The sequence below is a fragment of the Ruegeria sp. CDSA034 genome, from assembly GCF_059612275.1.
The window spans coordinates 454,843-467,505 of record NZ_JBXWQH010000002.1 but is presented as its reverse complement, the minus strand read 5'-3'; the positions used below and the strand labels follow the sequence as shown (position 1 = coordinate 467,505).

Here is a 12,663-nt window from a genome sequence, read left to right as displayed (position 1 = left end):
TTCGCGATGGGCTGGATGCGCGCATTGGTGGCAGGGCGTTCGGGTTGGAAACTCTGAAAGGGAAGAGAATGAAGTTTCTACGTACGCCAGATACCTGGTTTGACGGGCTCTCAGATTATCCGTTTGCACCGAACTACGCGCAGGTGGATGACACAGAAGGCGGCCAGTTGCGGGTGCATTATGTGGATGAAGGGTCAGCCGAGGCCGATCCGATACTGATGATGCATGGCGAGCCAAGCTGGTCCTACCTTTACCGTCACATGATTGCGGGATTCGTCGCGCAGGGACATCGCGCGGTTGCGCCAGACCTGATTGGGTTCGGGCGATCCGACAAGCCAACCGAACGAAGCGACTACACTTATGAGCGGCACGTGGCTTGGATGGGTGAGTGGCTGCGCAAGGTAAACCTGCGCAACATCACTCTGGTTTGCCAGGACTGGGGCGGGCTAATCGGGCTGCGGTTATGGGCAGAGATGCCGGAGAGGTTCGCGCGCATAGTGATTGCCAACACGGCGCTGCCAACTGGCGATCAGCCAATGGGCGCAGCGTTTGAGAACTGGCGCAGGTTCAGCCAGGAGGTTCCGGTATTTCCGGCCGGTGGAATTCTGAAAGGCGGAACTGTATCGTCCCTGTCCGAAGACGTTATCGCGGCCTATGATGCGCCTTTTCCAGATGAAAGTTACAAGGCCGGGGCACGGCAGTTTCCTATGCTAGTGCCAGCGACGCCTGTTGATCCGTCCTCGGGTCCGAACCGGCGGGCTTGGGAGGTGATCCGAGGGCTTCAGACACCTGTCCTCACTGCTTTCGGGGCCGATGATCTGGTCATGGCGGGGATTGATGCGGTGTTCCAGAAACTGTGCCCGGGGGCCGCAGGGCAGCCTCATGTTATCTTGCCGAATGCGGGGCATTTCTTGCAAGAAGACGTTGGTCCGGAACTGGTCAAGCTGACCTGCGATTTCATCGCGCGCACACCCCTATCCGACTAGGTTATTCTCGGATTTCGGCTGGGTCGACGCCCCAAAGGTTCGTTTTCTGTGCCCAGCCGCGATACCCGCCCGCAGAAATCTGACACCAATCCAACGAACAGCTGCCAAGGCGGGCCACGACGCCGGTTTCAAATTGGGCGCTGACCGGGGCCTTTGGGTCCGGACTGGTGTACACGGGCAGTAGTTCGGCATCGACTAACACCGTTCGAACACCGGACAACAGGGCGTAGTGCACCCATCCCCCGGCGCCGTCGCGGTCCTGAACCCTGCGCCAGTTTCCGTATTCTGCCGTTATCTGCAGTGGCATGCCGCGCCGTTTGAAAACCCAATCGATTCGGTGAGTCAGTGATGGGCCTCGGCGCACATTGCCCTCGGCGGCTTTCATCGAGACAAACCGTGGAAGGGGCAGGTTGGTGACTTGGCCACGCTTGTCCTGCGCGCTGGCGGGCAGGGTGCCAAGCACGGTTAGGAAAACAGCGAATGCCGCCGAAACAAGGCGTTTTACGGGTAGAAAACCACTCACTTACTGTCTGCTCTTGTGCCTGTTGATCTTGCTTCGAAAAAAGGTCGACTCAATGCCTATGGGGTTCTTGTGCCCCGCCTTATCCTGCGCCACGATGACATGGCGCGCGAAGGTTTGCAAAGCAGTGGGAGTGCAGAGGTGTCAAGAGAACGTCTGAGTGTTGTCGTTACGCGACGGTTGCCCGAGGCGGTTGAAACCCGGTTAAGCGAATTGTTCGATGTGCAGTTGCGCGACGATGACAGCCCGATGACCCGCGAAGAACTGGTGAAGGCCGTGAAAACCGCCGATGTTCTGGTGCCAACCGTGACCGATACGATCGACGGTGGCCTTTTGGGGCAAGCGGGTGAAAACCTGCGCTTGATCGCGAATTACGGGGCGGGGGTCGACAATATCGATGTCTCGACCGCGCGTCAGAGGGGCATTCTGGTGTCGAACACCCCGGGGGTTCTGACCGACGATACCGCTGATATGACCATGGCGCTGATTCTCGCTGTGACCCGCCGAATTCCCGAGGGTCTGTCTGTCATGCAAAAGGGCGATTGGACCGGGTGGGCGCCGAATGCCTTGTTGGGCGGACGTATCGGCGGGCGGCGTTTGGGCGTTCTTGGCATGGGGCGTATCGGCCAGGCCGTGGCCCGCCGTGCCAGCGCATTTGGAATGCAAGTACATTACCACAACCGTCGCAGGCTTCGCCCCGAGACCGAACAAGAGATGGAAGCGACCTACTGGGAAAGCCTTGATCAGATGGTGGCGCGAATGGATGTGATTTCGGTCCATTGCCCGTCGACACCGTCTACCTTCCATTTGATGAATGCACGGCGGCTGAAATTGATGAAGCCGACAGCCGTTATTGTGAATACCTCAAGGGGTGAGGTGATCGACGAAAACGCTCTGACGCGTCGGATACGCTCGGGCGAAATCGCCGGCGCGGGCCTGGATGTCTATGAGCATGGGACGGATGTGAACCCAAGATTGCGACAGTTACCAAACGTTGTTCTGCTGCCCCACATGGGGTCGGCCACGTTAGAGGGCCGGATCGAAATGGGCGAGAAAGTTATTATAAATATCAAGACTTTCGAAGACGGTCACCGCCCACCGGATCAGGTGGTCCCCGCAATGCTTTGATCAGGTGTTTCCCGTGTTTTGATGCGGGCGGTGCCAATTTACACACGTATATTTTCAGGAGGATACGATGAAACGAAGTCTGATTTCGGGAGTGTTGCTGTCGGCGGTGGTGCTGGCAGGACCATTGACTGCTCAGGAAACGGCGGATGCCGTTGCGCCCGAAGGCGCGTCCGAGGGGCAGGTGCAAGGCCTGACCGAAGAGGTGATCGCTGCGCTTGAGGCCAAGATGGCAGGGCAGCCGGTCACATCTGAAAACTGGATGGTCGCTGCTGCGAATCCATTGGCGGTTGAAGCAGGCGCAAAGGTTTTGCGCGCTGGCGGGTCGGCGGCTGATGCAATGGTCGCCGTTCAGGTTGTGCTGGGGTTGGTCGAACCGCAATCGTCGGGCCTTGGTGGCGGTGCATTTTTGGTTTGGTATGACGCTGCATCGGGCAAGCTGACGACATTGGATGGGCGTGAAACGGCCCCGCTTGAGGCGAACCACAGGCTGTTCCATGACGAAAACGGCGAACCGCTGAAGTTCTTTGATGCGGTTGTCGGCGGATTGTCGGTGGGCACACCCGGGACACCGGCCTTGCTGGAAGAGGCACACCGGCGCTGGGGCCGCAGTCCCTGGCCAAGCCTGTTTACCGATGGCATCGCGTTGGCGGACGCCGGTTTTCTGGTATCTCCGCGCCTTGCTGGCCTGGTCGAAAAGGATGCCGAACGCCTGTCGCGCTTTCCTGCAACCGCAGAATATTTCCTGCCCGACGGTAAGCCGATTGAGCAGGGGCAACGCCTGACCAACCCGGCCTATGCCGAAACTCTGCATATTTTGGCCGAGGAAGGCTCGGCCGGTTTCTACGGTGGTGAGATTGCCGCTGGCATCGTCAGCACCGTACGCAACGCCGAAGGCAACCCGGGCGTTCTGTCGGGAATTGATCTGGCGCTATATCAGGTGATTGAGCGTGAACCAGTGTGCGCAACCTATCGCGCCTATGAGGTCTGCGGAATGGGCCCGCCATCGTCAGGCGCGCTGACCGTTGGTCAGATTCTGGGCATGCTGGACGGCTATGATCTGGCTGCGATGGGCCCCGAAGACACCAATGCATGGCGCCTGATCGGTGATGCCTCGCGTCTGGCTTTTGCCGACCGCGGTCGCTACATGGCCGATCATGATTTTGTTCCCATGCCAACGCAGGGCTTGGTTGATCCATCTTATCTGTCCGACCGTGGCGCTCTGCTAGGCGGAGAAGCCGCCCTGACAGAGGTCGCACCGGGTAACCCCGAGTTTGATCATGCGTCGAATTGGGCCGACGATGTCTCGATCGAGTTACCCTCAACCTCGCATATCTCGATCGTTGATCAGTACGGAAACGTCCTGTCGATGACGACGACGATTGAGAACGGGTTCGGTTCACGACTGATGACAAACGGGTTTCTGCTAAACAACGAATTGACGGACTTCTCGTTTAAAACGCACAGTGACGGTGTTCCAATTGCCAACCGGTTGGAGCCTGGCAAACGCCCACGTTCGTCGATGAGCCCGACAATTGTGATGCGGGACGGCGCGCCTGTTCTGGCCATCGGATCGCCGGGCGGTAGCCGTATCATCGGCTATGTTGCCAAGTCGATCATCGCCTGGGCGGATTGGGACATGGATGTGCAGCAAGCCCTTTCACTGCCGCATCTCGTCAATCGTTTTGGCACTTATGACGTCGAAGTGGGAACCGCCGCCGAAGGGTTTTCGGATCCGCTGATCGAGTTGGGTTTTGAAGTGAACCCGCGCGACCTGACATCGGGCCTGCATGCGATTGAGATCGGGGATGTGCTGGTCGGCGGTGCCGATCCACGTCGTGAAGGAATTGCGCTGGGCGAATAGCCCAGCGTTTCAAAGGGGAAGACCATGGTGCAGGCAGTCGCTTTGCCGCGAAATGAAGTGGGGATCGAGGCAGCTGTCGGCATCCTGAAACAAAAGTTTGGTGACCGGTTGCAAACCGGTCAGGCAATCCGCGAACAACATGGTCACACGACCACCTGGATCGAAAACCAATCCCCGGATGCTGTGGTTTTTCCGCATTCCACGGAAGAGGTCTCCGAGATCGTCAAAACTTGCGCCACGCACAAGGTACCGGTGATTGCATTTGGTACGGGTACATCGTTGGAGGGTCACGTGAACGCCCCTGCTGGTGGTATCTCGGTTGACCTGACCCAGATGAATAAGGTGCTGGCTGTGAACCCGGGTGATCTGGATTGCGTCGTACAGCCGGGTGTGACGCGCGAAGACCTGAATACCCATTTGCGGGATCAGGGCCTGTTCTTTCCGATCGACCCCGGCGCGAATGCCTCGTTGGGTGGAATGGCGGCGACGCGGGCGTCCGGGACCAACGCGGTTCGCTATGGCACGATGAAGGACAATGTCCTTAGTCTTGAGGTGGTCATGCCGGATGGGCAGATCATCCGAACCGGGCACCGGGCCAAGAAATCCTCGGCGGGTTACGACCTGACCCGACTGCTGATCGGGGCCGAAGGGACGCTGGGAATCATCACCGAACTTACCCTGCGCCTGCAGGGCATCCCCGAGGCGATCACCTCGGCCCGTTGTTCATTTCCGTCTGTGGATGCGGCCTGTCAGGCTGTCATGATGACGATCCAATATGGTGTTCCGGTGGCGCGGATTGAGCTGCTGGATGAAATGTCGGTCCAGGCCGCTAATGCCTATTCCGGGCTGAGCCTGCCGGAAACGCCATTGCTCTTGCTCGAGTTCCACGGATCGGAAAACGGTGCGGTCGAACAGTCCGAAACCTTCAACCAGATCGCGGAAGAGTTCGGTGGCACCGATTTTGCGGCGACCTCAACGACTGAGGAACGCAATAAACTCTGGCAAGCCCGGCATGATATGTACTGGGCTTCCTTGCAACTGCGTCCGGGCGCGCGGGGAATTTCCACGGATGTCTGCGTCCCGATCTCGCGTTTGGCAAAGTGCGTCACAGCGACTCAGGACAAAGCGCGTGAGCTAGGACTTATGGCCCCCGTGGTTGGGCATGTCGGGGATGGCAACTTTCATTCCTTGCTGCTGATCGACATGGAAAACGCGGACGAAGTCAGCAAAGCTGACCAATTCGTCGGTTGGCTGAATGATCTGGCTATTTCGATGGAAGGCACGTGCACGGGCGAACATGGGATCGGACAGGGCAAACAGCCCTACCTGGTCAAAGAGCTCGGACCAGCGGTCACGTATATGACTGCCATCAAAAAGGCACTGGACCCCGATAACATCATGAACCCCGGAAAGATCCTGTCGAACACGTAGAAACGGCGCATCCTTGGGAATTCCGCCTCAGAGCCACAAGGGTGCCCAATTCTGCTGCTATCAATTGCGAAAATGAGGAGCAATTGATTTTGAGGTCATAATGGGCGCGCTAAGGTTCATTGGGTTTGCGTTGATAGTTGGTCTGGTCCTTGCGGGGCTAGATTACTTCCAGCAGGACAAAAAGACAGACGGTACGCTTTCGTTGAGCGGTTATGTTGAAACCATCTCAGCTCGGTTCGATCAAAGCCAAAAAGAGCGGGAAGTGAAACAAGCGGCGCGAGAACGTCAAAAGCTATGGGATGCCGGTGCAAAAGCTTTTCTTCCGAGCCCCCCAGAAGGGTGGGCGCAATATGCCCTGATCGAGCCCGACGCCAAGGCAGTCTCCAGAGTTCTTTCAGAATTTGGGCCAGTACCCCTTATTAGTTCGATCAGCGGGCCCGCCGAATTGCTTCAGCTCAACGCTGCCGGTAAAGACGGTGCGCTTCGAAAGCTGAATGAGACAGGCACTGTTTACGCAAAAGAAGATGAACTGATCTGGCTTGATATCACCCTCAAACCCCAAGCGGCACGAAACACTTTGGCCGGATTGGCGCTGAGTGCGCAGGACGCGTTTCTGGATGGGATGAAGGCCGAACGAGGGTATGCGGTGATTGACGGCGTCGCTTTCATCGAAACAACCGGAAATCTGCTGGATGATACCAAAAAGACCAACCATCGCGCGTTCACAGGGCGTATCGGTTTTGATCAAGAGGTGGTTATCCGCCTTCACGCAGATGCCAGCGATGCGACGATCCGAGAGTTTCTTGGCCTCGTCGATTATGCAGGCCTGAACGCATTGCTGCCGCATCCGGCCCTGGTTGTCGGCAACGGAATCGAAGTTCCCCTGATCCGGCAGCCCGAAATAGCGGGTGAAATGCACGATCTCTATGAAACGATGCAAATCGCGCAGCTAAGGTTGGGTCAGGAAAAGCTGGAAAATCTGGATGCGGCCGCTTTGGTAGCGAACACGCTAAGCAGTTCGGGCTTTAATTCCGAGGGCGTCATGGACATCACCAACGGCGAAGTCTTCGAAAATCAGGAACTGTCGCAGCTATCTTACATTCGCACGCAGAACCTGCTGCTTGCCTCCGCGTTGAGCGAGGTGGAAACCGAAGTGGCCAGCACAGGTGGTATCGGCGGGTTCATTAAGGGATTGATGGGCAAAGTGGCCCACGCCAACGCGAACGCGGATGAGCCCGAACCTCAGGTTGCCCCATCGGCTGAGGTCAAGGTCAGGAAGGGCGGTTTGGGTAAGTCATCCTGTGCCACGTTGGGCAGCAGCAAACGGTGCTCTGTCGGGGGCAACTGAAACCCTTCGCACGAAAAATCGACGCTCTGCGCCGTGCACGGGTCGTTTTCTTTATATCACTGGTCGGATGAATGTCGCGCCGGGGCATTCAAATGCGCCATATGGTGTCAACTGAATTCAAGGGGAGACGCCCGGTAATGAAAACCCAAGTCAAAGCACTGGTTGTTGGCGGCGGTGCCGTCGGCACTTCGATTGCATATCACCTGGCCAAGGCAGGCTGGGACGATGTGATGCTAGTCGAACGGGATGAGCTGACCTCAGGGTCCACATGGCACGCAGCGGGGCTGTTGCCGCTGTTCAACATGTCCTATGCGACGACACACATCCACAAGTACTCGGTCGACTTCTACAAGCAGCTTGAGGAAGAAACCGGTTTGAACGCGGGCTTTGCCGTAGTTGGCAATCTGCGCATGGCACAGACGCAAGAGCGCATGGATGAATACATGCTCTATGCGTCCACGGCTGAGACTTGTGATGTCGCATATGAATGGCTGACCCCTGATCAAATCAAGGAACGCTGGCCACTGATCGAGACTTCAGATCTGAAGGGCGCGATCTATCACACCGAAGATGGCTACATTAACCCCGCCGACGTAACGCAGGCGATGGCCAAGGGTGCCCGTCAGCGCGGTGTGGAAATTGTCCGTAAGATGCAGGCCGATGCCTTCCACTGGAATGGCACTCATTGGGAAGTCACCTGCACCAAAATGGTCGAGAAGGGCGGTAACCTCATTCCGTCGGATGAGCAGGTGGTTATCACCGCCGAGCATGTCGTGACCGCATCGGGCAACCACGCGCAGCGCACGGCCAAGATGCTGGGCATCAAGATGCCCGCGATCCCGGTCGAGCATACCTTTATCGTCATGGACAAAGACCCTGAGCTGGTCAAATGGCGTGAAGCGGGCAACCCCGAACACCCTGTTGTCCGTGATGCTGACAACGAATCTTATGCACGCGAGGAGCGCGGCGGTTGGATTTTGGGGATCTATGAACATGGTGCGCCGGCGCAGTTCGAACACGGCGTGCCGGACAGCTTCCGTGCTGATCTGTTCCCGCTCGATCTCGACCGGATTGCAGACCAGTATATGGCAATGGCCGAGCGCGTGCCGTCCTGTGCCGAATCCGGCTTGAAAGACGATTTCAACGGCCCGATCTGCTACACGCCCGACGGCAACCCGCTGGTTGGTCCCGCGCCTGGCTTGCGCAACATGTGGCTGGCCGAGGGGTTCTCGTTCGGTATCACCGCCGCAGGCGGCACCGGCTATTATCTGGCGCAGATGATGGTCGACGGCGAAGCCGAGATCGACATGGCTTCGCTGGACCCCAAACGTTACTCGTCGAACTGGATGACCACCGAGTTTGCAGCACGTAAGAATGAAGAGTGCTATGAGCACGTCTATATCCTGCACCACCCCGATGAAGAACGTGCTGCCTGCCGCCCGCTGCGGACTGTTCCGGCCTACGACCGTCAGAAAGCGCGTGGCGCACAGTTTGGCTGGGTTAACGGCTGGGAGCGCCCGAACTACTTTGGTCCGCTGGATGCACCCGAAAACTTCGACCATGATGCCCGCTCGTTCCGCCGCGGTGGCTGGTGGCAGCATGCCGTTGACGAAGCAAAGGCGATCCGCGAAGGCGTTGGCCTGATCGACGCATCGGCCTTCACAAAGCATGTCGTCAAAGGCCCCGGTGCGACCCAGTTCCTGGATTGGTTCACCTGCAACAAGCTGCCCAAGGTCGGTCGTATCAACCTGACCTACGCGCTGACCTCGCACGGTACCACCCGCACCGAATACACCATCGTCCGTAACGGCGAGAACAACTACTACATCGTCTCTGCCGGTGCCTGGACTGAGTACGACGCCGATTACCTGCGCAAGGCGGCCGAGGACAAGATGGAGGAGTTCGGTTACATCGAGATCCAAGATGTGACCACTCAGTGGGGCGTTTTTGCCATCGCCGGACCCAAATCGCGGGACGTTCTGAAAGAGGTCATCAAAGACGCCGATCCGGAAACCGCACTGTCCAACAAGCGCTTCCCATGGCTGTCGGCCCGCCAGATCGAACTGGGCATGTGCCCGGTCAACGCGATCCGTGTGGCCTATACCGGTGAGCTGGGCTGGGAATTGCACCACCCGATCGAGATGCAGAACTACCTGTTCGACCTACTGGAAAAAGCTGGTGAGAAACACGGTATGAAGCTGGTCGGTGCCCGCGCCCAGAACTGGTTGCGTCAGGAGAAATCCTATCGCGCCTTCGGCACCGAGCTGGGCCGCGACGCGACCCCGCTAGAAGCCGACCTGCCGCGCTTTGTCGACCTGTCCAAAGACTTCTATGGCAAGGCCAAGCTGGAAGAGACTGGCGTACGCGTGAAATGCTGCACCCTGCTAATCGACGGGCCGGAGGATGCCGATCCGTGGGGCCGTGAAGTGCTGTATACGCCGGAAGGTGAACGCGTCGGTCGTCTGACCTCGGGCGGTTATTCGGTCGCCTTCGAGAAATCCATCGGCATGGGCTATGTGAAACCCGATCTGGCGGTCGAAGGCACCAAGCTGAAGGTCAAGCTTCAGGACAAATTGTGGGATGCGGTCGTAACATGCGACAGCCCCTACGATCCGAAAAACGAAACTATCCGCAAGGACGGATGATCAAGCAAAGGCCCCGGAGATCTCCGGGGCCTTTCTTCATACTGATAGCTCGTCAAAGCATTCCAACGCCTTGGCCGCATACATCATCGACGGTCCTCCGCCCATTTGAATGGCCATGGCCAGAACGTCTGACACTTCTTCGCGGCTTGCTCCGGCATTGATCAGAGCTTCGGTGTGTAGCGTTATGCAAGGTTCGCAGCGGGCAGCGATGGACATACCCAAAGCGATCAGCTCTTTGGTTTTGTAATCCAGCGAACCGCCTTCTTTGACGGTTTTTCCCAGCGCACCGAAGGCACGGGCGGTATCAGGGATTGCAGCGTTGAGGTTGCGCAGATTGTTGCGCGTATCCGAGAGCTTGTCTTGCCAGTTCATTTGTGGGCTTCCTTTAAACATATCACCTTGTGAATATGTTTATGGAAGCTGCCTGACTTTGATCTTGATCAGACTGCAGGTCTTTCAGCGACAAATGCCAGGTTGTTTGCCGGCATTTCAACAGCACCGATTAAACTCAGTTGAACTCGACGCAGCAGGCCCAGAATGTCGGCGTCATCCTTGTATCCGATGTCCGGGTCTTGTCGGCTCAACGCAGCATGAAAGTTCTGGTCTCCGGTACTGGTCAACTGGCCGGAGCGCATGAATGGCCCGTAGAGGACTAGCCGACCGCCCGGGTTCAGAGCCAGCGCGGCCTCGGTCACCAAGGCTTCCACCTCCGACCAGCTGATCAGATGCAGCAAGTTGATCAAGAGGATCAGGTCATTTGCCCCGTGAACAGAATGCCAACCGGGTTGGACCACATCGAGTTCTATCGCCGGGGCGATGTTTTGGACGCCCTCTGCATAAGCGTTTATTGATGCGCGCCGTTCATTGTCAATCTCGCTGGGTTGCCAATTCAGGCCGGGCAGTCGATTTGCAAAAGCCACGACGTGCTGCCCTGTACCACTGGCCAGTTCCAGCGCGCGACCGGACACAGGGGCGAACTGAGCCAGGAGATCACACAGCGCATCGGCATTCCTGCTGGCCGCCGGAGCGACCAATTTTTGCCCATCGGATACCGTCGCCACGCTGGCATTTGCGGGAAGTTTGCGTTTCGTCATCCACGTAACCTTTCTGGCCTTAGGGCGGAAACGCTCGCCGCCTCCAATTCTGAACGAGCACCGGTCGTCAAATCTGCCACCAGCTGTGAGGCCGCCGGTGCCGTTTGAAAGCCATAACCGCCTTGCGCTGCCGACCAGATAAACGTGGGTTCGGCAGGGTCGGGTCCTAAGACCAGCGTACCATCCGGCGCAAAGCTGCGAAGCCCAGCCCAGTTCGCCTCGACCCTTGTGACCGGCTCGGTCACCATCGCTTCGTACCGCGCCAGACCCTCGGCCAACACCATGTCGTCCGCATAGGCATCATGGGGAAAGGTCGGATCAGCCTCGCAAGGGGAAACGATCAACTTTCCGGCATCCGGTTTCGCATACCAGCCTTCGCCAGCGCCCAACATCAAAGGCCAACCGGTCACGTCATGACCGGCAGGGGCGGGAATACGGGCCACAGATCGCCGGCGCGGTTCTATGCCGATCGGTGTAACGCCAGCCATCATGGCGATCTCATCCACCCACGCGCCTGCGGCATTCACAAGGGCTCGGGCCTCGAAGGTTTCTGCCGCTTCGACAAGCCAGTGTCGGGCTTTGATGATGCCGTTGACCTTCTGACGGGTCAGAACCAAGCCACCGTTGGCCCGGATCACACGTGCGAAATCTTGCATCATCCGGTCGGTATCAATGCCAAAAGCAACGTTGCTGGCGGCGGCAAACCCAACAGTCTGTGGGTTCAGTATCGGAACCCGCGAAATGGCCTCGTCAACCGAGATCTCTGACAGACGAAGGTCAGCCTGATCCTGAAAAAACTCATCTCGTTGATCATGCCCGGCAATCAGCATCAACCCGCGTGGCGACAGATAGCCGTTCGATCTGAGGTAAGCTTCGCTCGCTGCATTCAGGGTCTTGACGGAAGGTGGTCCATACCCCTTTTCAAACAACGCCGCTGACCGGCCAGAGGTGTGATATCCCAGCGCGTCTTCGCCTTCGAGCACGACGACATGACCATGTTCGGACAAACGCGCGCCCGCGCTTAATCCGGCGATGCCGCCACCGATGACCAAGAAATCGATCATGTTAGAAACTCCGCCCTAGGATCACCCCAAAACGGGTGGATTTGAGATCTGCTTTTATTCATGCGCAAAGCTTCGCATGCGTAACACTATTGGAAAAGAGGCGTAATTTCCGCAATGTAAACTTGAACCAAAGAGACCGGCCTGTTTTTAGTGCAGCTATCATCGGAATCGGAGAAAGACGTGACACCGGCAGATTTACATCCAATGGCCACGGGGCATATCCCCTCATACGTCACGCAGGCAGATGGCAGCGACTTTTTGCTGACCTTCATGTTTGTTTTTACCGTTTTGGTGATCGTTCTGATCGGAGTTGGCTACTTTACGCTGCACTCCATCCCGGAAAAAATCGCGCATGAATCCAACCACCCTCAGTTTCAGCTTGTGGGGATATTGGCGCTGTTGGCTCTGTTTACCCACAATGGTCTGTTCTGGGTGGCGGCCATTCTTGTAGCCGGGTTCCAGTTCCCGGATGTCGCCGCCCCCTTGCGCGCCATTGCTGACGCGATCCGATCCTTGGGCAATCAAGGCAACGATGTTCCTGCCCCAGCGGCCCCATCGCAACCGACCGCGCAGCAGGAGCAGTAAG

Annotated in this window: 11 protein-coding genes; 7 read left to right on the top strand and 4 right to left on the bottom strand. The window is 57.7% G+C overall.

The window, feature by feature from the left end:
• Nucleotides 1-68 precede the first annotated feature (68 nt).
• On the top strand, nt 69-986 hold the full coding sequence (locus tag AC2FLJ_RS06225; RefSeq protein WP_496704859.1) for a haloalkane dehalogenase: 918 nt from the start codon (nt 69-71) through the stop codon (nt 984-986).
• Nucleotide 987: 1 nt separating this feature from the next.
• Here AC2FLJ_RS06225 and AC2FLJ_RS06220 read toward each other — a convergent pair whose 3' ends face one another.
• Nucleotides 988-1,449, bottom strand: a complete 462-nt coding sequence (locus AC2FLJ_RS06220) for an SH3 domain-containing protein (protein WP_234416571.1) — start codon at nt 1,447-1,449, stop codon at nt 988-990.
• 198 nt (nt 1,450-1,647) lie between these two features.
• Here AC2FLJ_RS06220 and AC2FLJ_RS06215 point away from each other — a divergent pair, with 198 nt between their 5' ends.
• The 5 genes from AC2FLJ_RS06215 (at nt 1,648) to AC2FLJ_RS06195 (ending at nt 9,919) form a co-directional block, all read left to right on the top strand.
• Nucleotides 1,648-2,634 (top strand): 2-hydroxyacid dehydrogenase, encoded by a 987-nt coding sequence (locus AC2FLJ_RS06215; protein WP_282169011.1) that lies wholly within the window; start codon nt 1,648-1,650, stop codon nt 2,632-2,634.
• Nucleotides 2,635-2,701: 67 nt separating this feature from the next.
• Nucleotides 2,702-4,495 carry a gamma-glutamyltransferase gene (gene ggt / locus AC2FLJ_RS06210; RefSeq protein ID WP_496704857.1) on the top strand — a complete coding sequence of 598 codons (1,794 nt, stop codon included), beginning with the start codon at nt 2,702-2,704 and terminating at the stop codon, nt 4,493-4,495.
• 24 nt (nt 4,496-4,519) lie between these two features.
• Entirely contained in the window at nt 4,520-5,926 is a 1,407-nt protein-coding gene (locus AC2FLJ_RS06205; protein WP_496696246.1) for an FAD-binding oxidoreductase, read from the top strand.
• A 100-nt stretch (nt 5,927-6,026) separates the two neighbouring features.
• Nucleotides 6,027-7,274 (top strand): hypothetical protein, encoded by a 1,248-nt coding sequence (locus AC2FLJ_RS06200; protein ID WP_496704855.1) that lies wholly within the window; start codon nt 6,027-6,029, stop codon nt 7,272-7,274.
• A 137-nt stretch (nt 7,275-7,411) separates the two neighbouring features.
• Nucleotides 7,412-9,919 carry a GcvT family protein gene (locus tag AC2FLJ_RS06195; RefSeq protein WP_496696242.1) on the top strand — a complete coding sequence of 836 codons (2,508 nt, stop codon included), beginning with the start codon at nt 7,412-7,414 and terminating at the stop codon, nt 9,917-9,919.
• Between the two features lie 36 nt (nt 9,920-9,955).
• On the opposite strand, the gene AC2FLJ_RS06190 is transcribed toward AC2FLJ_RS06195, so the two are convergent.
• From AC2FLJ_RS06190 to AC2FLJ_RS06180, 3 genes are all read right to left on the bottom strand, one after another.
• Nucleotides 9,956-10,291, bottom strand: a complete 336-nt coding sequence (locus tag AC2FLJ_RS06190; RefSeq protein WP_058275472.1) for a carboxymuconolactone decarboxylase family protein — start codon at nt 10,289-10,291, stop codon at nt 9,956-9,958.
• Nucleotides 10,292-10,359: 68 nt separating this feature from the next.
• The gene (locus AC2FLJ_RS06185) at nt 10,360-11,013 is read right to left on the bottom strand and encodes a DUF938 domain-containing protein (protein ID WP_496704853.1); all 654 of its coding nucleotides are present in this window, start codon (nt 11,011-11,013) and stop codon (nt 10,360-10,362) included.
• A complete protein-coding gene (locus AC2FLJ_RS06180) occupies nt 11,010-12,077 on the bottom strand; it encodes an NAD(P)/FAD-dependent oxidoreductase (protein WP_496704851.1) in 1,068 nt (355 codons plus the stop codon). Before AC2FLJ_RS06180 ends, AC2FLJ_RS06185 begins: the two co-directional genes overlap by 4 nt.
• Before the next feature lie 180 nt (nt 12,078-12,257).
• Here AC2FLJ_RS06180 and AC2FLJ_RS06175 point away from each other — a divergent pair, with 180 nt between their 5' ends.
• On the top strand, nt 12,258-12,662 hold the full coding sequence (locus AC2FLJ_RS06175) for a hypothetical protein (RefSeq protein ID WP_496704849.1): 405 nt from the start codon (nt 12,258-12,260) through the stop codon (nt 12,660-12,662).
• Nucleotide 12,663: the final 1 nt, after the last annotated feature.